The organism is Pseudomonas sp. GW821-FHT02A11, from assembly GCF_059421985.1.
Genome location: NZ_JBWKWB010000013.1, coordinates 76,327 through 95,705, shown reverse-complemented (window position 1 = coordinate 95,705; position 19,379 = coordinate 76,327). Strand labels below are relative to the sequence as shown.

At 61.2% G+C, this 19,379-nt stretch carries 14 protein-coding genes and 1 pseudogene; 4 read left to right on the top strand and 11 right to left on the bottom strand.

Going from position 1 to position 19,379, the window contains the following annotated elements:
- Positions 1 to 240 precede the first annotated feature (240 nt).
- Together AC07V9_RS18685 and AC07V9_RS18680 are read right to left on the bottom strand one after the other, a co-directional pair.
- Positions 241 to 2,365, bottom strand: a pseudogene (locus AC07V9_RS18685) (TonB-dependent receptor).
- Positions 2,362 to 4,302 carry an IucA/IucC family protein gene (locus AC07V9_RS18680; protein ID WP_495017185.1) on the bottom strand — a complete coding sequence of 647 codons (1,941 nt, stop codon included), beginning with the start codon at positions 4,300 to 4,302 and terminating at the stop codon, positions 2,362 to 2,364. Before AC07V9_RS18680 ends, AC07V9_RS18685 begins: the two are co-directional and overlap by 4 nt.
- A gap of 363 nt (positions 4,303 to 4,665) precedes the next feature.
- Between AC07V9_RS18680 and AC07V9_RS18675 the strand changes: the two genes are divergently transcribed.
- The 4 genes from AC07V9_RS18675 to AC07V9_RS18660 all read left to right on the top strand — a co-directional run bounded on the left by AC07V9_RS18675 (position 4,666) and on the right by AC07V9_RS18660 (position 6,733).
- Complete coding sequence (locus tag AC07V9_RS18675) at positions 4,666 to 4,857, top strand: hypothetical protein (RefSeq protein ID WP_495017138.1); 192 nt, start codon at positions 4,666 to 4,668, stop codon at positions 4,855 to 4,857.
- Positions 4,854 to 5,084, top strand: a complete 231-nt coding sequence (locus AC07V9_RS18670) for a hypothetical protein (RefSeq protein ID WP_495017137.1) — start codon at positions 4,854 to 4,856, stop codon at positions 5,082 to 5,084. Before AC07V9_RS18675 ends, AC07V9_RS18670 begins: the two co-directional genes overlap by 4 nt.
- Positions 5,085 to 5,394: 310 nt before the next feature.
- Positions 5,395 to 6,369: a hypothetical protein gene (locus tag AC07V9_RS18665; protein WP_495017136.1), complete on the top strand. Its 975-nt coding sequence runs from the start codon at positions 5,395 to 5,397 to the stop codon at positions 6,367 to 6,369.
- On the top strand, positions 6,359 to 6,733 hold the full coding sequence (locus AC07V9_RS18660) for a hypothetical protein (RefSeq protein ID WP_495017135.1): 375 nt from the start codon (positions 6,359 to 6,361) through the stop codon (positions 6,731 to 6,733). The genes AC07V9_RS18665 and AC07V9_RS18660 overlap by 11 nt, the downstream gene beginning before the upstream one ends.
- Positions 6,734 to 6,785: 52 nt before the next feature.
- Here AC07V9_RS18660 and AC07V9_RS18655 read toward each other — a convergent pair whose 3' ends face one another.
- The 9 genes from AC07V9_RS18655 to AC07V9_RS18615 form a co-directional block, all read right to left on the bottom strand.
- Positions 6,786 to 7,391, bottom strand: coding sequence for a glutathione S-transferase (locus AC07V9_RS18655; protein WP_495017134.1), 606 nt, complete (start codon positions 7,389 to 7,391; stop codon positions 6,786 to 6,788).
- The gene (locus tag AC07V9_RS18650; RefSeq protein WP_495017133.1) at positions 7,391 to 11,032 is read right to left on the bottom strand and encodes an AAA family ATPase; all 3,642 of its coding nucleotides are present in this window, start codon (positions 11,030 to 11,032) and stop codon (positions 7,391 to 7,393) included. Before AC07V9_RS18650 ends, AC07V9_RS18655 begins: the two co-directional genes overlap by 1 nt.
- Positions 11,029 to 12,285: an exonuclease SbcCD subunit D C-terminal domain-containing protein gene (locus tag AC07V9_RS18645; protein WP_495017132.1), complete on the bottom strand. Its 1,257-nt coding sequence runs from the start codon at positions 12,283 to 12,285 to the stop codon at positions 11,029 to 11,031. The genes AC07V9_RS18650 and AC07V9_RS18645 overlap by 4 nt, the downstream gene beginning before the upstream one ends.
- Positions 12,286 to 12,507: 222 nt before the next feature.
- On the bottom strand, positions 12,508 to 14,193 hold the full coding sequence (locus AC07V9_RS18640) for a BatD family protein (RefSeq protein WP_495017131.1): 1,686 nt from the start codon (positions 14,191 to 14,193) through the stop codon (positions 12,508 to 12,510).
- On the bottom strand, positions 14,190 to 15,920 hold the full coding sequence (locus AC07V9_RS18635; RefSeq protein WP_495017130.1) for a vWA domain-containing protein: 1,731 nt from the start codon (positions 15,918 to 15,920) through the stop codon (positions 14,190 to 14,192). Before AC07V9_RS18635 ends, AC07V9_RS18640 begins: the two co-directional genes overlap by 4 nt.
- Positions 15,917 to 16,984 (bottom strand): vWA domain-containing protein, encoded by a 1,068-nt coding sequence (locus AC07V9_RS18630; protein WP_495017129.1) that lies wholly within the window; start codon positions 16,982 to 16,984, stop codon positions 15,917 to 15,919. Before AC07V9_RS18630 ends, AC07V9_RS18635 begins: the two co-directional genes overlap by 4 nt.
- Complete coding sequence (locus AC07V9_RS18625) at positions 16,977 to 17,471, bottom strand: DUF4381 domain-containing protein (RefSeq protein WP_495017128.1); 495 nt, start codon at positions 17,469 to 17,471, stop codon at positions 16,977 to 16,979. Before AC07V9_RS18625 ends, AC07V9_RS18630 begins: the two co-directional genes overlap by 8 nt.
- Positions 17,468 to 18,412 carry a DUF58 domain-containing protein gene (locus tag AC07V9_RS18620; protein ID WP_495017127.1) on the bottom strand — a complete coding sequence of 315 codons (945 nt, stop codon included), beginning with the start codon at positions 18,410 to 18,412 and terminating at the stop codon, positions 17,468 to 17,470. Before AC07V9_RS18620 ends, AC07V9_RS18625 begins: the two co-directional genes overlap by 4 nt.
- A gap of 4 nt (positions 18,413 to 18,416) precedes the next feature.
- Positions 18,417 to 19,376 carry an AAA family ATPase gene (locus AC07V9_RS18615; protein WP_495017126.1) on the bottom strand — a complete coding sequence of 320 codons (960 nt, stop codon included), beginning with the start codon at positions 19,374 to 19,376 and terminating at the stop codon, positions 18,417 to 18,419.
- Positions 19,377 to 19,379: the final 3 nt, after the last annotated feature.

Sequence of the window (19,379 nt, the reverse complement as noted above, 5' to 3'; positions counted from 1 at the left end):
TGGGGAATGGATTCCAAAGAAGTGATGTTTAAAACGCTGTAACTGTTCCAAATGCTGCGAAGTAGAAAGAACGCTTTCGCGAGCAACTTCGCCTAAGCCAGGTTGATGCGACCCACTGACCACTGCGTGTCAGGCCATGCATCAAATGCAGGCGAGCTTGCTCGCGAAAGCGTTGAATTCCCTCCCTTTGGTCCCCGTCTGCTGAATAAGCGACGGGGATTTTTTTATGGCCGACACTTATCAGAAGTCCAGTGCATAACTGACCCCTGCGGTTCGGCCCTGTGCGGATGCAAAAGGTGCACGCGCCGTGGCCTGACTGAATAAAGTCTGATAATGACGATTGCTCGCGTTGTAAATGCCACCCTCGATACGTCCGACTGGCAGCTGTTTCGACCCCAATAGATCAAACACTGTATAGCCATCAATGGAGCGACCGTTGTTGTCTTTTGCAGCAGCGTCATAGTTGGCGAGGTGCAGGGCTTGCAGACGGATGGAGTAGTTACCGGGTGCATATTCGGCAAATACAGTGGTTTTGGCCGGTGACACGCGTGTCGCTGGCAGATCTATCCATTTCCCGGCCTGGCGGGTTTCCCCTTTTGCCCAGGAATAGGTCCCTCCCGTGCTCCAGACGTCGCTCAGATAATAGGCCACGTCGGTTTCGAACCCTCGTACTCGCTCCTTCTGGTTGATCAGACGCAGTACGCGGTCCTGTGCGTCGTAGAACTGGGTCACGTCAGAGGTGTTTTCGTAGACCGTCACCTGGGTCTGCCATTTGTCCCCATTTGCGCGCCAGCCCAGTTCATGGCTGTCGACCTTCAACGCCTGGGCATTGAGCTGGCCGATGTCATAGGTGCTGCTGACGTCACGCAAATAGCGCTGAATGTCGGGCAATGAAAAACCCTGGCTGAAGTTGGCAAAGATCTCTTGGGTCTCGCTCAAGCGGTAAACGGCACCCAGGTTGTAGAGCGTGGCATCGTACTTGAGCGTTTCACCGGGCAAGGTCGACCAGCGCCCGGTCCTAACGATCTCGCCGTAGGCGATGCTGTCACTGACCTCGCTCTCGATCCATGTTCGGCGCACGCCTCCTCGCACGGTCCAGTCGCCCAGATCAAAGGACACCTGGCCGAACAACGCCTTGGTAGTGGTTTCGAGATCAGGCCCCAGTTCAAAGGTGGTGCCGGTCTTGCGGTAGGTCAGGCCATCGACGTCGTACTGGTCACCGCGCTGTCGGGACCGCTCGTGATCGTAGTCGGCGCCCCACACCAGATTCCCGGTAACGTTACCGAGGGTGGGCAGGGCGGTTTGGACTGCGGCACGCAAACCGTACACATCCTGCACGCTGTTGTTGTCGGACACTCCAGCCTTGCCACGGCGAAGGTCGGGAAAGAAGAGGGCATCGGCGCGCCGCCAGTAGCTTTCCAGCTGCAGACTCTGCTCGAAAAAGTCGCTGACGCTGTAGTCCAGATTGATGGCTTGATTGCGCGTGTGAGGTTGATCTCCCAGCATCAGCCCTTTGATCGCCACCGCTTCGTCCCGGTTTTTCGGGTCTTTGCTGTAACGGGTTTTCTGCTGGTCCTTGTAGTCCTGCAGCGACAGCCTCAGTGCGCGTTCATCATCGAGCTCATAGCCGAATCTGGCTTGCAGGTCATAGGTCTCGGTGTCCGGATTGCTGCCTTGGGAAGTATCCTGCGCAATGCGCTTGCCGTTGCCGTCGAACTGATCGTTGCGTTGTGTCAGCGCAGCTGAGAGATACCCGTCCCAAGGGCCTGCACGGCCCGTCACGCTCTGAAAGGCTTCGTAGGCAAAACCCTGGGCCTGCAGGTTGTTGGCTGCACTGATACCCACCTTGCTGCTGAATCCGAGTGCCTCGCCCTGATTGCGCTTGGTGATGATATTGATGATCCCGCCCGACGCGCCTGCGCCATAGATGCTGCTGGCGCCAGAGATCACCTCGATTCGTTCGATGCTCTCGGGAGAGATGCTGTTCAACTGCCGGAAATTGTCCCGCGTCGAGTTCTGCGACACCCCATCGATCAGCACAAGCAGACTGCGACCTCTCAATGTCTGGCCGAAATTGCTCATGCCTCCTGTGGCCGGCGCAAGCCCCGGCACCAATTGCCCGACGATGTCCGACACCCGACACCCGACGCCCGGCTGTGCTCTGCTGGCGAACCTGTGCAGCATCGATGACCTGCACCGACCCCGGAATCGACGCGATGCTTTCATGGGTACGCGTCGCGGAAACCACGACCTCGGAGAGGTTCAAGGTGCCCGAAGGCTCTGTGTTCTCGTTTTGCTCGGCAGCCACAGGCAGGGTCACAGAGCCGAATAAAGGCAGCAGAAAGGTGAGTCGGGGTTTTGTCATTGTTGGTTTTTTCCAGGGGTTGAAGAATACGGCGGATAGATACCGGCGGTATGTGTGGCGCGAATGGCTCGAACAGCCAGGGCGATGTCGGTAGGGCTGTCCAGCAATCGCATTCGAAGGAAGGATTTCGCAGGCCAGTCCTGAACCAGCAATGCCTCATGCTCGGTGTGCCAGCGCTCAGGTTCAGCACGTTCTCGAAGGTTGTCGAAGCAACAGTTCACGTGGGCACTGAGCGTTTGCCATAGATCGGATTCTGGCAGTTCCCAATGTCGAGAAATCAACAGAATCAGCTCCCCGAAATGGCACATTAAGGCGGTGTGCAGCAATTTGTCCCTGACAAAGCCTGCGTCGTCATACAGCGTCATTGCCGGATCTTTGAGCGGCAGATCGAACCCACGTTGATGCAGGGTTTTTCGGTCGATCCGGATATCACCGAAATCCCGCAGTAACAAGCGAGAGGGCCGTCCGTTTACGTCCATCACCATGAAGCTGTTTTGTTGATGGGCTTCAAAGGCGATGCCGTATAACAGGTACATCGCCATGAGTCCTGGGAGTGCGGCCCGAAGGTAGCGGTCCAGAAAGTCGCTGGCGGCCTGAGGGCTGTCACTGCCTTCCGAGAGCAAAATCCACTGGCGCAGCAGAGGTTCATCGTGGTGATTGGGTGCGAACAGACTACCGACAGGAACAGCCATTTCGCCGGAGTCCAGCAGGTCATTCGGGTTATTTCGGTAAAGCACAGACAGGTGGCGTTCGCGATCGTCCGATGGTCTGTGGGACTTGAAGTGCAAGCCCATGCATTCAGGGATAATCGCTAGCGTTTCCTGCATCTCAGGGTCTGTATGGAGGATGCTCATCAGCAGCGCCGACACTCTGGGACCCATGCATGCAGACCTCGGGGACAGCGTGCGCTGGACACTGGTCAGACGTAGGCCCACAGGCAGCTTGACCATGGGGGCGGCTTTGCTTGCCTCAGGTAAAACAGTCCTGAACGACATCGTCGGATGAGCCTCAAATACCTTTATCTGAGACATCACCAGCAGGCGGTCGCGGAGTTCATCGGCAAAGAGCAGAGGAAGGGTTTCGGTGGCTCGCCAGGGATGGACTGGGAGCGGGAGGTAATCGCCGGCATCAAGTCCTTGTGCGTGAAGCAGGCTATCAAGTTCGTGCAGCGGTTCAGGAAACCATTGAGCTAACCAGTCCCGATATTCAGGTAATCCGGGCAAGGATTCGATATGGATAAAGTCTTGGTGTACGGCGCACAGAGAGACTTCAAAACGGGCCTCGAACTCTGGGGAGTACTCGATTACTTGGGAGGGTGATAGCCCCAGCTTGGTTTTGTAATTGGGATGCCACGGGTGCCCCGTGGTGCCCCATTGCTCGAGAATGAGGCTGGCATTCACCGGACTTGCACTGCGTAAGTCCGCCAGAAACGAGCCTGAACGTTGCTCGCTCGAGGACCGGGTCAAACGTCTATTCCATGCATCGTGAAACGCGACACAGAGCGTATCGTTCATGAAGCTGTTATCGATTTCGGCAGACAGGCGCGTCAGAACTTCTGTATTTATGATGTCGTCTGAGGCGCATAACACACGCCCCAGAAGTTCTGAAGGCAGCGTGATGGGAGAGGCAGGCTGCCCCTCGGGGTGAATAAACACCCTGCCATGTAATGACCAGGCGCCCATTCTGTGCTCAATCAGACCTTCGAATATCAGTTTGTTAGTGGAAGTTAATTGCAATGAATGATTGCCGTTTGGCAACTGCTTGAGCGCATTCGAATGAATAACTCCCTCCCTTAACAATGCTTGTATTAGACGCTGCAACGCACGTTGAGAAGACTTTTTAACTGCGTCAGTTAGATTCTTTTCATGGATGCCGTGCTTTATGAAAATGGAAGAGTTGATCGCACCCCTCCAATGGGAGGTTATGGTTTCAGGCATTACTGTTAGAACGGCGCTCACATCCGAATCCTTCGGTGATCAAAATCAATATCTTCCTGATTGCCGGGGATGATAATGATTATTGTTGGCTCTGATTGGAGGGGCGCAATTTATTCTGATGGGTAGTGATTTTCTGTCATCCCTGTGCATAGGGGCTTGAAGGGAATTTCTGATAAGGCTGTGGGAAGTGACGAAGACAGTTTTTGTCGTTTGCCAGCGGGCTGTTAGCGTCTCGCTATCGCCTCAATTGAAGCCTCAAATAATCAACCCAATCGATCTTCTGAATCGCTGCACATCGTTTTTCATCAATAACGACGCCGGGCATTCTGGTCGCCAGAAAAGAATCATCCCGGAGCTACTGTCATGGCCACTGCCATTCTTCATTCACTTAAACAAGGCGCTTATACCGCCATCGCGTTGTATGTTGTTTTCATCGCAGTGGTCGCTGTAGTCAGCCTGAATCCTCAACTGAGCACGCCCACTTCGGCGTCTGCTCAATCGTCTGTCGTTGCACTTGAGCGTGCGGCGGATCAGGCGAAGGGGCGTGCGTCGTGAGAGGGGCGAACTTCTGGGTGATCGCGTTTTTCGCCGTGATCAACAACGGCTGCTCGCTGCTGGGCTTTGGCGAGGGTTCGGTGGGCGGTGTGGCGCGCAGCATGGAGTTCAAGGCCGAAGTTGCCGAAGACATCGAGATGCTGCGGGCGCAGAAGCTCAATGCGGGCAATCCGCCGCCCAAACATGGCGAGTTCTTCTCCGACATTTTCAAGTGGAAAACGGTATGACGACGCAGCTCTCTGTAGCAGTCCGGCTTGCCGGCGGTGGCGTCTGAACGATCGCTTCCGCCGGCAAGCCGGACTGCTACAGGTTTATATGCTTTGCCATAGTCTGCCTATGCGTCGCGTTGAGCGTGTTGTTCTCTGTCGTGTAGGCCATTGATAACGTCGGCGTAGGGAATTTCCGAAAAGCTCGTGATCAGGCCTTTTTCAACCACCTGTTTGATGACATCGCCAACCCCTGAAATTACTGTCCGGCTTCTACTGGCCCGGTGAGGACACCGCGCAGCGGCAATCCTTTCAAAGCAGGGAGCTCGACGTGTCACAACCCTATGCATTCGTTAACGATCAACCCCGGCCCTATAGTTACCTTCGAGATCACCATCTCGCCCTGTCCATGAGCGCTCGTTCAAAGCTCGATCAGCTTAATCCCTTTCTAAGAAACGGCATGGTGATGCCAGGGGAGATTGTGGTCGTCAGTGACGGTTCGACGCACCTGTGCACCCCCGAAGAGACGCAATTGATGGAGCTGGCCTCGCAGGTTCGCGGGGCCATGATTGGCATGACAAGTCATGAAAGCTCTGTCATGACGCACAACTTCGACCTGCTGCAAAGCTTCATGTCCTACGGCTCGATCGGTATCGGGGCCAGCACGGCGGCGTGGAGCAGGCATCTCAAGGCACTGGAGGACTTGCTCAAACAGACCGAGGCACTGCATCAGCGGTGGCGTGCTGGAGGTGTGACCAACGATCAGTTCTTTGCCCAGCGCCGTGCGTTGTTCTCTCGGATGCAGGAGAGCCTGAAAGGCATCGGTCGCTATGGGTCGGGCCTGAATCATCAGGGGAAGATGAAGCAGATTCTGGGCATTTCCAGCAAGAGCTACCTGCATACGGGCGATATCAGGGGCTATGCCAGCAAGGTCAGGGGCATCACCAAAATGGCGAGTGCGATGAGCAAGGGAACGTACGTGGGTGTTGCGCTGGACGTTGGCGTAGGCGCACTGGAGATTGAAGAGGCTTGTTCTACAGGACGTGAGGAGGAATGTACTCGGGCGAAGTATGTTGAAACCGGGAAAGCAGCGGGTGGAATATTTGGGGCGTGGGCCGGTGGAGCAGTTGCAACAGCAGCTGGCCCGACCATCTGCGTTGGGCTTGGGGTAGTGACCGGTGGAGCCGCTTTAGCGGGTTGCGTACTAGTGGCGGGTGCAGGTATGGCGTGGGGAGGGGGAACACTGGGGTCGGTGATTGGAGAGGACTTAACTTTTTTGCTCTACGAGGCAGTCAATGGACGTTAATTTCATTCTGAATTGGAGCATGGCGTTTGGCATGCTTCTCTTGATTGTCGATACGGCCTTGCTTTTGTGGGTCGTGCTTTTCAGAGTGGAGCAAATTGAAGACGCACTCGGAAACAGCAAAATCAATGTCGAGGCTAAACGACTAGGGAGTAACACCGGTTTATTAGGCCGTCAGTACCGGCTGGGACTTGCAACGAGCGTGATGCTTTTTAGCAACATGTATATCCGAAAGGGCTTGGTCGATCCCGACGATCTGAAGAATATGCCCATCCACTTGAAACGATGGGCCGTAATCCCCCATGTGGCAGCTGCGGTGTTGCTCCTGCTGTTGTTTTTTCTGGCACTCATGGCTGGAAAAATTTAGCGAGGCCGATCTCAAGGACGCCCCCACCGGCAAGCCGGACTGCTACAGGTGATCACACGCGTTTGGCCATCGCATCGATGAACAACGTCGATTGCAGAAACCGCTGCAACCACCCCTGCAATTTCGGATACGGGCTCTGCCAGAACCAGTCCGGATCGACAAAGCAGAACTGCCGCACGAACGGCGCCAGGGCGGTGTCGGCCAGGGTCAGGTGATCGGTGATCAAACAGTCCCGCCCGCTCAGTAAACCTTCGAGCTTTGCCAGAAACACTTCCCCCCGCGCGCGATACTGCTCTTGCGTGAACTCGGGGTAGCGCACGGCGTATTTGTAGCGATCCAGATCGGTCTTGAAGGTGCTGTCGTTTTCCGCGATCAGCTCGGCGATCTGCTGTTGGGCATTGGCGTCCGAGGTCATGGACCAGTCATCCGGATCGTTCTGCGCCAATGCCCAGGACATGATGTCCAGGCTTTGTTCCAGGACCTGATCGTCGAGTACCAGAACCGGCACCGTGCCCTTGGGCGAGCGTTCGAGCATTTCAGCCGGCTTGGCCTTGAGGCTGACTTCGACGATGTCTACCTGCGCGCCGGAATAGGCCACGGCCATGCGCGCTCGCATGGCGTAGGGGCAGCGGCGGAATGAGTAGAGCAGGGCGGCCATCAACTGACCTCCACGGTGCTCAGGCCGTTGCCCTGGCGACGCACCTGGATCTGCACCGGAATGCGCTCGTGCATTTCCTGCACGTGTGAAATCACCCCGACCTTGCGCCCCTGGGCCTGCAGGCCGTCAAGGGCGTCCATGGCCAGTTGCAGGGATTCGGGGTCCAGGCTACCGAAGCCCTCGTCGATGAACAGCGATTCGATCTTCAGCGTGCTCGACGCCATGGACGCCAGGCCCAGGGCCAGCGCCAGTGACACGAGGAAGGTTTCGCCGCCGGAAAGCGAGTGCACCGAGCGCAGTTCGTCGCCCATTTCCGTGTCCATCACCAGCAGCCCCAGCATGCTGCCGCCGCGCTTGAGGCGATAGCGACGCACCAGTTGCTTGAGCTGGGCGTTGGCGTGATGCACCAGCAGATCGAGGTTGTAGGCCTGAGCGATCTTGCGGAACTTGTCGCCTTCGGCCGAGCCGATCAACGTGGCCAGACGGCCCCAGCGCAGGTACTCGCCGTGGGCGGTCTTGATGCGTTCCTGCAACACGCTGTTGGCGTTGCGACGGCGTTCGTCTTCGCTGATCTGTGCGCGCAGGTCGGCGCAGAGTTGGTCATGGGTTGCTGATTGCGACTGGGCCTCGGTCAGCGCTGCGGTCAGTTGCTCGGCGTCGCTGATGTCGCTGTGCTGAGCCTGATGCTGCTGCAGTTGCGCCTCGCGTTCCTGCACCAGCACCTTGGTCTGCTCCAGGGTTTTCTCGCTGTGTTGCAGGCGTTGACGCAACTGGCTGACGTCGTCATCGCTCAAGCCAAGCAAGGCCTCAAGGGCGGTGTCGTCGAGCTCGCTGTGCTGGGCGCGCCAGTCGTTGATCTGATGACCGAGATCGGCGACGTCCTGCTCCAGCGAATGCAATTTCTGACGCTCGCCTTCCAGCTCGGCGGTCAGTTTGATCAGCTCGCTGCGGGCCTGTTGCAGGGCCTCTAGGGCGGCGGCCTGAGCCTGGCGCGCCAGCTCGACGGCCAGCTCCAGTTGCTGTTGCCAGGTTTCGGCACTGGCTTGATCGCCGAGGATTTCCTTCAAGCGTTGCTGCACGGCCTGCTGTTGTTGCTGACTGTTTTGCACGCGCTGTTGCAGCTGTTGATGCTGTTGCACTCGCCCCTGCTGGGCGAACTGCTCGCGCTCGATTTTCTGCGCGCGCTCGCTGTGTTCCTGCTGCTCGTCGTTGTGCTGATCGAGCTGCTGGACGCGCAGGGCGATGTCGTTGTCCAGCTGCATGAAGCTTTGCGTGGCCGACTCGCGCCACAATGCCAGGCTCTCGCTCGGCAGCAGCGGCTCGAATTCTTGCAGCGCGGTTTCGAAGGCCTGGTTGTCCAGCGAGATGTTGCGCTGCTGATCGTCCAGCAGCTTCATCGCTTGCTGGCTCGCCTCGCGGGCATCCTGCACTTGCTGTTGCAGTGCCTCGGCGTCGCGCTGCACTTTGAGCAGGCGGGTCTGGCGTTGCTCGGCGTTGAGCACGTCTTGCGCCAGTTGATGCAGACGCTCGCTGAGCCAGTCGCTGCGTTGGTGATCGGGTTGCTCCAGCAGGCGCGGGTACAGCGGGTGCGCTTCGAGGTCCGGCGTCAGTTTTTGCAACTGTTCGCCCAGTTGCTCCTGCTGCGGTTTGGATTGCTTGAGCTGGTTGTTCAGCTCGGCGACTTCGGCGCGCAGTTCGGCGAGGGTCTCGCTAAGCTGACTGACCTTCAGGCGCGCGGCGTTTTCTTCGCCGTCGTCATGGCCGGACAGCGCCTGCAGCAAGGCGTCGGACTGATGATACGGGTGCTCTTCGCTGCCGCAGACCGGGCAGGGTTGCTGATCGACCAGTTGTTCGCGCAGTTGCTCGACGCTGGCGCTGCGGGCCAGGCGCTGGCGTTGCAGCAACTCGACGGTGACCTTCAGGGCCTGCTCGGCCGCCTCGTGTTCGCCCTTGAGTTGCAGGCCTTTGGCGATGCTTTGCGCGCGGCGTTCGGTGGCCTGTTGCTGCTGGGTCTGCACGTCACTCAGGCGCCCGGCAATGTCCTGATGACGCTGCCACAGCCGGTCCAACGAGTCGCTGGCGGTGTGCTGCTGGCGGTTGTCCTGGAGCAGTTGGCCGAGGCGTTCGATCTCCTGACTGACGACGTCGGCCTTGACCTCGGCGTCGTCGTACAGCGCCTGCAAGGTGCTGCGACGTTCGCTCAACGTTTGCTCAGCGAGAGTGGAAGCTTGCTCGAGCGCGGGCAATTCTTCGCGGCCCTGGTTCAGGCGAGAGCTGACCAGCACGACCTGTTGCAGGCGCGGGCGATAGGCCGCCCAGGACTGGCTCAGGGAATCCAGCGCGGCGCTGTTCTGCAACTGCTCGGCAATGGACTGCAGGCGGGTTTCGACCTGACGCTGTTGTTCGCTCAACTGATCGAGTGCGGCCTGACCTTCCTGACTCGCCTGCTCGGCAACCCGGTCCTGTTCGCTGACCTGTTGCAGGTCGTTGTTCAGGTGATTGAGCTGCACCTGCTGCTCGAACGCTTCGCTCAACGCCGGTTTGGCCGCCTGTTGCCGATCCTGAGCCTGCTGCAGGGCGCTTTGCGCGCTGGCGACTTGCGCTTCCAGGTCTGTCAGCGCGGCTTGAGTCTGGGTGTGTTGCTCGGTCTGCGCCTGGATGCGTGCGGCCAGCGGGCTGAGCTGGGCATCGAGTTTCTGGCGTTGACCGAACAGATGCCGCTGGGGCGCCAGACGTTCCAGTTGCCCCAGTTGCTGACGCTGGCTACCTTGCTCATCCCAGGTCTGTTGCGCGCTGATCAGCTGTTCGTTGGCCGCCTGATGGCTGTCACGCAGACGATTCAGCTCGCTGAACCACTGCTGCTTGAGTTCCAGCTGACGCAGTTGTGCCTGAGCGAGCTTCAGCTGTTGCTGCGCGTCAGTGAAGCGCTGCTCCAGCTCGGCGCGCTGCTCGGGTTCCAGCGGCGTGAGGTTGCCGGCCTGGGCGTTGAGGGTTTTCAGCGCCTCTTCGGCTTCCTTGCTCCTGGCGTAGGCGCGACGACCCAACTGGCTGTAGATCGCTGTGTCAGTGAGTTTTTCCAGCAGCTCGCTGCGTTCTTTGTCGTCAGCCTTGAGGAAGGCGCTGAACTCGCTCTGGGCCAGCATCACCGCGCGGGTGAACTGCTCGAAATTGAGCCCCAGTCGCGCTTCGAGCAGGGTCTTGTACTCGCTCTTGTTCTGGCTGCTGAGGATCTGGTCGCTGTCCAGATCGGTCAGGGTCTGGCGGCTGGCCTGCAGTTTTTTCGTAGCGTTATCACGGGCGCGGTTGGTTTCCCAGCGGGCGCGGTAACGGCGTTTGTCGATGCCGACGAAATCCACCTCGGCATAGCCGCTGCCGGTGCCGCGACGCAGCAGGTTACGCGGATCGTTGGTGCTAATGTCGCCGTCGATCTCCGGCACTTTCGACTGGCTGACGTTGTTCAGCCGCGGGATGGCGCCGAACAGCGCCAGGCACAGCGCGTCGAGCAGCGTGCTCTTGCCCGCGCCGGTGGGACCGGTGATGGCGAACAGGCCGGCGCTGGCCAAGGGCTCGGCGGTGAAGTCCAGCTCAAACGGGCCGGCCAGCGAGGCGAGGTTTTTCAGGCGGATGGCGAGGATTTTCATGATTGTTCGGCCTCCGATTGTCCTTCTGCCAACTGCACGTCCTGAAGCAGAGTGGCGAAGTCCTGCAGGGTCTGTTCGTCCACCTCGCTGCCGTAGTTGTCGAGCCAGGCACGGCTGAACAGTTCCTGCGGGCTGAGCTGATCCAGTTCGATCAGGTCGCGGTCGTTGTCGTCGTCGCGGGCGCCTTTGCCCGCGTATTCGGCGGCAATGCGTACCAAGCGCACGGCCTTGTTTTCCAGCGCCGCTTCGATCTGGTTACGCAAATCAGGTTGCGGCTCGTCGAGCTTCACCCGCACCTCCAGCCACGGCTGGCGGTCGACGTCGGCCAGCAGGTCGATGTCCGGCAGGTCCTTGAGCTGCAACAACAGCTCGGCCAAGGGCGCCGGGCCGACGCGTTGCAGGTTGACCGCGCGCGGGATCAGCAGCGGGGTGACGCTGGCGAGTTTGTCGCCTTCGCAATCGATTTCGAGGATCTGGTGCGGGTAGCCGATTTCCGAAAACGACAGGGGAATCGGCGAGCCGCTGTAGCGAATCCGGTTCTCGCCATTGACCTTCTGCGGCTTGTGCAGATGGCCCAGGGCGACGTAGGTGATGGTCTCGCCGAACAGGCTGGCGGGCAGGGCTTCGGCGTTGCCGATGATCAGACTGCGCTCGGAGTCTTCGGACACCGAGCCGCCGGCCATGTGCGCGTGGCTGATGGCGATCAGGGCCTGGCCTTTCTTGCGTTTCTGGTTGGCGGCGGCGATGAGTTTTTCGTGAACCTGACCAATGCCGCGCAGGTAGTTGTCGCCCAGCGCCGGGCCGGTGACTTCGGCGGGGCGCAGGAACGGCAGGGCCAAGCACCAGCCGAGCACCTTGCCTTTGGGGTTGGTCAACGGCAGCAGCAGGCGTTCGACGTCAAGCACGCCGTCATCGAGCCACAGCACACGGCCCAGCGCATGGGTGCGCAATCGGCGCATCAGCGGGGCGGGCAATTCGATGCGCGAGCCGGAATCGTGGTTGCCGGCGATCATGACGATGGTCAGCTGCGGGTTCTGTTCGTGGGCGTTTACGATGAAGTCGTACAGGCGCTCCTGGGCTTTGACCGGCGGGTTGACCGTGTCGAAGAGGTCGCCGGCGATCAGCAGCACATCAGGCTTGCGCTCGACGAGCCGGGCAAGCAGCCATTTCAGAAAACACTCGTGTTCGAAGTCCCGTTCCTGGCCATGGAGGTTCTGGCCCAGATGCCAGTCGGAAGTGTGGAACAGACGCATGAGGGTACCTTGGTTCTAATGTGTAGGGATGGCCGAGATGGCGGTCTCACCGCAAAGCCTGGAGGGCACGATTGTCTGTGGGAGCGAATTCATTCGCGAGAGGCCGGTTCAGACGATGCATCTCTGTCGAGTGATCCATTTGTTCGCGAATGAATTCGCTCACGCAGGAGGTCGTGCATACCCGGCAATCGCGCGATGCATCAGGTGAGCAATGGCATTCATTCATTTCGGATACAACGGCGGCAGGCTGTCTGCGCCGTTCGCATCAACGGGTTTCTCGACGGCTGGCAGTGCCTTGACCGCCTTCCATAAATCTTCGCCCAGCCACAGCTTGCCGGTCTCGCTGTAGAGCGCCCCGTTCAGGCCGTCCAGGGCATCGGACAGGGGCACGAAGCGCGCTGCCATGTCGGCCAGGGTTTCCGGTTGCTGGCGGGCCCAGGCGTCGAGGGCCTGACGGGTGGCCTGCGGATCATTGGCAAGGCTCGCGCGCTTGAGGTCATCGAGCACTGTGCGTGGGCTCGGGCCGGCCTGGGTCGCGCGGGTCAGCGCCGGTTGCCAGCGCGCACGCCACCACAGGCCAAAGCCCAGCAGCGTGGTGAAGCTCAGCAGTACCGTGGCCAGTTGCCAAGGCCACACGGGCGGGTCGATCACGGTCACGCCCGCGTTGTCGCTGACCGGCATGTCCACCGACAACGCCGGATTGGTGCTGACCTGCAAAGTGCGAGCGGGCAGCGAACTGTGCTCCAGATGATCTTCCAGGGTGTTCCACCAGACCACGTCTACCGCCGGAATGTCGATGGCTCCCGGACGATTGGGCACCAATGCTTCACGTTCCTCGCGACTGCCCACCAGCCCACGCTCGTTGGCCTGATTGCTCAGTTGCGGCTGATCGGGGTAGCGGCGCAGCGCGCTGACTTCGGTGGCGGGCAGCGGCGGCAATTGCGCGCTGGACAGGCCCTCGGCGTTGATCACCAGAGTGCGGGTCAGCGAATCACCGACCTGGCTATGGGCCGGGTCCGGGCTCCAGTTTTCGCTCAGGTTGATGCTACGCGCAGGCAGCCAAGGCGTGTTGGGCGGGTAGTGAGCCGGTTGCGGCTTGACCGTCAGCGCCAGGGGGTCAGAGGTCACGCGCATCAGCTTGCCCGGCTTGGGGCTGGTGGCCACGGCCGGCTGGCTGGTCGCGGCAGCCTGGCTGACTTCGGGGACGTCCTGGACCATGGTCGCGCTGAACTCCTGAGCCGGGATGGTCAGGGTGCCGCTCTGCTGGGGGTACAGCGCATAGCGCATTTCGATCACGCCGTGGCGAATGCCGTTGATCTGTTTCTCATAGGTGCGCGTATCGCCGAGTTTTTCGACCCGCGCGTCCGGCACCTGCAACGGGGTCAGGTTGCTGTCATCGAACAGCGACACCGAGTGGTAGATGCGCACGGTCAGCACGGCCTGGGCCTGCACGTACACGGTGTCCTGATCCAGGCTCGCTTCCATGAATACCGGGGCGAGCTTCTGCTCCTGAGCCTGCCCGGAGGCCTCGACCTCGACCACTTGCAGGGTGATCGGCTGGCTTACCCGTTCGCCCAGCTTGAGCGGCGGAATTTCGATCGAGCCGCTGTGGCGCGGCATCAGGGTGATCAGCCAGCGCGTGGTGGCATGCACGTTGCCCTCAAGGGTGGTCAGGCTGTTGAGTTGACGGGTGTCGCGCACATCGAAATCGGCGTCCAGCGCGGTCATGTCGGGCTTGCCGAACAGGGTTGCGTCGTCGGACTCCAGGGTCAGTTCCACCGTTTCTCCGGTGTTCACGCGCGTGCGGTCGACGCTGGCCTGCAACGTCGCAGCGGGCGTGTCGGCCTGCGCCACGAGGGCAGACAGGCAGAGCAGCCAGGCGATTACCACAGTGTGCACACGACTCATCGAGCTTTTTCCTGATGCTGCTGTTGTTCGTACCAGAATTTGCGTCGCAGCAATTCGCCGGGTTCATCCGGGATCTGCCGCAACCATTGTTCGAGCGCCTGGCGCTGTTCGTTGTTGATAGGGCTGCCGGCGGGACGGCTCGGCGCGCGGGTCGGTTCGTCGTCCTCCGGGGACGGGCCGGGTGCGTCACTGGCCCCGCTGGCGCCGGACATCGATTGCGCGCTGTTGGCGTTGTCATCTTCGTCGATCTGCGCGGGCGCCTGCTGACTGGACTGCTGTTGCTCAGCGCTGTCGGAAGTGGGCGTGTTGGCGTTTTCGTCGCTGTCTTCCTGATTCTCGCGGGCCTCATCGGCGGTGGCCTGATCGTTTTGCGCTTTCATCTGTTCGATCAAGGCCTTGTTCGCGGCAGCGGCAGGGAAGTCGGGCTGACGTTCGAGGGCCTGTTCGTAGGCGTCGATGGCGGCGTCCAGTTCGCCACTCCTGGCCAGCGCATTGCCACGATTGTAATGGTCGGCGGCGCTATTGCCCTGGGCGAAACGCTGAGCGGCACCGGCATAGTCACCTGCCTCATACAGCGCGATGCCTTGCCACTGAATGTCTTCGAAATGTTGCGCGGCCTCGGCCGGACGATGGCGTTGCATCAGGTGCTGACCCTGCTGATCGGGACGCTGGAAGAGATCCTTCAGCTCGAAGGCGTAGCTGTGTTGCGGCAGCAGCAGCATCAACAGCGGCAGGCACAGCACCCAGCCTCGGCGACCGGCGCAGGCGGCGAGTAACAGCAGCGGCAGCAACAGCCAGTAGCCCTGATCGGCCCAGCTGTCGAGCTGCACGGTCTGGCCCTGACTACGCATGTCTTTCGGGCCATCGAGCAGACCCAGCTGGCGCAGGTCGTCATCGTCCAGCGACGAAGAGCTGTAATGACCGCCCAGTTCGTCGGCGAAATCCTTGAGGCTGACGCTGCCCAGGCGCGGCACCAGAATCCCGCCCTGTGCGTCCTTGAGAAACCCCCCTTTTTCTTGAGTGACGGGCGCGCCCTCTGCGGTGCCGACCCCCAGCATCAGCAGCTGCGGCCCATGGCCGGTCATGACCTGGCGAATGCCCTGACGCTCGCTGTCGGTCAACGACGAGCCGATCCACAGCAGACGGCCCACCCCCAGATCGCCCTGTCTGAGCAGGTCGAGGGCCTTGATCACGCCAAGGTCGGCGCGCTGTCCTGCCTCGGGCATGATCGACGGTTTGATCGCGTCCAGCAGGTTCTTGCTGGTGCCCAGATCGTCGGACAGCGGCACCAGCGTGTGAGCGCTGCCGGCGTAGACGATGATCGCGGTCTGCGAATCGCTGCGCGCCTGCAACAGGTCCAGCAGCTTGCGCCGCGCCTGTTCCAACCGCGAGGGCGGGCTGTCGGCGGCGAGCATTTCCGGGGTCAGTTCCAGTAACACCACCAGCGGGTCCACCGGTTTCTGGCTGGTCTGCTCGACGCGCTGCCAGCTTGGGCCCAACAGGGCGAGCAAGGCCAGCAGCCAGCCGAAGCCCAGGGCGATCCATGGCAGCTTGCTTTCCCGTCCGCTGCCGCCACTGAGCAACACCGAATGAAAGGCGCTCGGCAGGATCATCTGCCAGCGCCCGACGCGTTTTTGCCGGTGCCACAGGCGCCACAGCAACCCGCCGAGCAACGGCAGGAGCAGCAGCCACCAAGGGTGCAGCCAGTGCGGCCAGAGGGCGATCATCGGCGCCTCCGTAAACGCTTGAAGCGCTGGCGCCACTGTGGCCCTTGATGCAGCACGGGCTGGCGCGCAAGGAAACGGTACAGCGGGTTGTGCGGCCATCGTTCGTGGATCACCAGCAGCACGCTCAGCAGCAAAGACGCCCCCAGAGGCCAGTGATACAGCGGCAGGGCCGGGCGTGCCTGAGTGGGTTGCTGGGTCACCGGTTCCAGGGCGTCGAGGGTCTTGCCGATCTGCGCCAGTTGCGCGCCGTCACGCGCACGGAAGTATTGCCCGCCGGTGATGTCGGCGATTTCGCGCAGGGCCGGTTCGTCCAGATCAAGGCTGGGGTTCAGGCCCAGAATGCTGGTGGCGCCTTTGTCCGGGTCGGCGCCGATGCCGATCGGGTAGATCTTCACGCCTTCGCCCGCCGCCAACCGCGCCGCGGTGGCGGGGTCGATCTGGCCGGCGTTATTGGCGCCGTCGGTGACCAGAATCAGCACACGGCTCTGTGCCGGACGCAGCCGCAGGCGTTTCAGGGCAAGGCCGATGGCGTCGCCGATGGCGGTGTTTTTTCCGGCGATGCCGATGCGCGCTTCGTCCAGCCAGACACGTACAGTCTTGCGGTCGAAGGTCAGCGGCGCCTGCATATAGGCCTGGCTGCCGAAGAGAATCAGGCCGACGCGATCGCCCTGACGGTGTTCGAGGAAGTCGCCGAGCAGCTGTTTGACCAGGGTCAGGCGGCTCACTTCATCGCTCTGCCAGATCATGTCCGGGTAATCCATGGAGCCCGACACGTCCACCGCCACCAGCAGATCGCGCCCGCTGGAAGCCACCGGCAGCGGGTCGCCCAGCCATTGCGGACGGGCCGCAGCGATCAGAAGCAGCAGCCATACGGTGACGAAGGGCAACTGCCGACGCCAGCCCGGCAAATGGGCGCGGGCGCGACGGCCGGCCAGGCCTTCGAGCTCGTTGAGGAAACTGACCTTGAGCGCGGCCTCGCCACTGTCGGCCACCGGCAGCACGAAGCGCAGCAGCCACGGCAGCGGTAACAGGGCGAAGGCCCAGGGCCAGCCGAACTCAAACATGTTTGCGAATCCAGGTTTCGACCGATTGCGTCAGACCGGTAATGGCCTTGTCGTCGAGTTTGCATTCGGGCTTGTAGGCGCCTTCTACAAGGATCATCCAGCGCGTCAGGCCGGCCGCCGGGCAGCGGTTGTCGAGAAACGCCAGCCATTTGCGGCCGTTGAGGGTGTGGCTCTGGCTGTAGGGGTAGTCGTTGCGGCACAGGCGCTTGAGCAGACCGTTGATTTGCTGCAGCCAGGCACCGGCAGGGGCGCCGTCGTAAGGCTTGGGCATTTGCGCCAGTTCGATCAAGGCGGCTTGGCGGCGTGGGTCCAGGGGGTGCTCGGCAGCGTCTTTTGCAGCTTTTTTGGGCAACAGCACACGGGCCCGCCACAGGCCATAACCCAGCAACGGCAGCAGGGCCAGCAGCACCCACCAGCCCGGCGCGGGCGGCCAGAAGGCTACGGGCGGCGGCAGAATCAAGGGCTGCAATTGATCCAGCGGGCTCATGTGTGTTTCACCGGCTGGTTGGCGTTGAGGTAGTCGCGCAACTGCTCGACCATCTCCTGTTGAGTGCTCAGGGGGATCATCAGCACCCGCAGCTTTTGCGCCAACAATGCCCAGCGCGCCTGCCGGGCCTCGCCTTTGGCGCGATAGGTCTGGCGCAGGTCGGAGTTCAGGGTGTCGAGCTCCAGTTGCGCACCGCGATCGGCGAACCTGAGCAAGCCCGAGGCGGGCAGGGCGTGGTCCAGCGGGTCGGACAGCGGCAACAGCAGCAGGTCGCAGTGGCGGGACAGCAGCGCCAGTTGCTGCTCGGCCGAATCGGACAGCGTGCGCTCGTCACACAGGATGAACACCAGACTGCCCGGTCGCAGCACTTCGCGGGCACGCCGCAGGGCCACGCCAAAGGTGTCGCGGTCGGCCACGGCTTCGGTGTGCAGCGACTGATTGACCCGCACCAGCCGGTTGAGCAATTGCAGCAGGCTCTGCTTGCTGCGGCGCGGTTTGATTTCGTAGTGCTCGTTGTCGCCGAATACCAATCCGCCCACCCGGTCGTTGTGGCCCAGCGCGGCCCAGCCGATCAACGCAGCGGCCTGGGCCGCCAGCACCGACTTGAACATCAAGCCCGAACCAAAAAACAGTCGACGGCTCTGTTCGACCATGATGAAAATCGGTCGCTCGCGTTCTTCATGGAACAGCTTGGTGTGGGGCTCCTGGGTTCGCGCCGTGACGCGCCAGTCGATGGTGCGCACGTCGTCGCCTGCCTGATAGACCCGCACCTGATCGAAGTCCACCCCACGACCGCGCAATTTGGAGTGGTGCAGGCCGATCAGCGGGCTGCGCCGACCGGGGGAGGAAAACAGCTGCACTTCCCGCACGCGATGGCGCATTTCGATCAGCTCGGCAAGGCTGATGCGGATGCCCGGTTGGGAAATCAGATAGGGTTGCATGGGCTCAGGCGACGGCAACGACGTCGAGAATGCGCTGGATCACGCGGTCCTGATCGATGCCTGCCGCCTCTGCCTCGAACGACAAGATGATGCGATGGCGCAACACGTCAAAGACCATCGCCTGAATGTCCTCGGGGCTGACGAAGTCGCGGCCCGCCAGCCACGCGTGGGCGCGGGCGGTGCGGTCCAGGGAGATCGAGCCACGGGGGCTGGCGCCGTAACCGATCCACTCGGCCAGTTCTGCGTCGAACTTGGCGGGGGTGCGGGTGGCCATGACCAGTTGCACCAGGTATTCCTCCACCGCATCGGCCATGTACAGCCCGAGGATCTCTTTGCGCGCGGCGAAAATCGCCTGCTGGGTGACGCGCCGTTCAGGTTTGGTCTCGCCGTTCAAGGCTTCGCCACGGGCCTGTTGCAGGATCTTGCGTTCGACGTTGGCGTCGGGAAAGCCGATCTTCACGTGCATCAGGAAACGGTCGAGCTGGGCCTCGGGCAGCGGGTAGGTACCCTCTTGCTCGATGGGGTTTTGCGTGGCCATCACCAGAAACAACGGCGAGAGGTCGTAGGTGCTGCGCCCGACGCTGACCTGGCGCTCGGCCATGGCCTCCAGCAACGCCGACTGCACCTTGGCCGGCGCCCGGTTGATTTCGTCCGCCAGCACCAGATTGTGGAAGATCGGCCCCTGTTGGAAGACGAAGCTGCCGGTTTCGGGACGATAGATCTCGGTGCCGGTGATGTCGGCAGGCAACAGGTCGGGGGTGAACTGGATGCGATGGAACTGCGCTTCGATGCCTTCGGCCAACTCTTTGATGGCCTTGGTCTTGGCCAGGCCCGGCGCGCCTTCGACCAGCATGTGGCCGTCGGCAAGCAGCGCGATCAACAGGCGCTCCACCAGCTTCTCCTGCCCCATAATCTGAGTGGAGAGAAAGGTTCGCAGCGCGATCAACGCTTCACGATGTTCCATCGA

Excerpts from the sequence above, each read along its gene's own strand:
- AC07V9_RS18680 (WP_495017185.1), bottom strand. The coding sequence starts at position 4,302 with ATGCCTGAAACCATAACCTCCCATTGGAGGGGTGCGATCAACTCTTCC.
- AC07V9_RS18675 (WP_495017138.1), top strand. The coding sequence starts at position 4,666 with ATGGCCACTGCCATTCTTCATTCACTTAAACAAGGCGCTTATACCGCC.
- AC07V9_RS18660 (WP_495017135.1), top strand. The coding sequence starts at position 6,359 with ATGGACGTTAATTTCATTCTGAATTGGAGCATGGCGTTTGGCATGCTT.
- AC07V9_RS18655 (WP_495017134.1), bottom strand. The coding sequence starts at position 7,391 with ATGGCCGCCCTGCTCTACTCATTCCGCCGCTGCCCCTACGCCATGCGA.
- AC07V9_RS18650 (WP_495017133.1), bottom strand. The coding sequence starts at position 11,032 with ATGAAAATCCTCGCCATCCGCCTGAAAAACCTCGCCTCGCTGGCCGGC.
- AC07V9_RS18645 (WP_495017132.1), bottom strand. The coding sequence starts at position 12,285 with ATGCGTCTGTTCCACACTTCCGACTGGCATCTGGGCCAGAACCTCCAT.
- AC07V9_RS18640 (WP_495017131.1), bottom strand. The coding sequence starts at position 14,193 with ATGAGTCGTGTGCACACTGTGGTAATCGCCTGGCTGCTCTGCCTGTCT.
- AC07V9_RS18635 (WP_495017130.1), bottom strand. The coding sequence starts at position 15,920 with ATGATCGCCCTCTGGCCGCACTGGCTGCACCCTTGGTGGCTGCTGCTC.
- AC07V9_RS18630 (WP_495017129.1), bottom strand. The coding sequence starts at position 16,984 with ATGTTTGAGTTCGGCTGGCCCTGGGCCTTCGCCCTGTTACCGCTGCCG.
- AC07V9_RS18625 (WP_495017128.1), bottom strand. The coding sequence starts at position 17,471 with ATGAGCCCGCTGGATCAATTGCAGCCCTTGATTCTGCCGCCGCCCGTA.
- AC07V9_RS18620 (WP_495017127.1), bottom strand. The coding sequence starts at position 18,412 with ATGCAACCCTATCTGATTTCCCAACCGGGCATCCGCATCAGCCTTGCC.
- AC07V9_RS18615 (WP_495017126.1), bottom strand. The coding sequence starts at position 19,376 with ATGGAACATCGTGAAGCGTTGATCGCGCTGCGAACCTTTCTCTCCACT.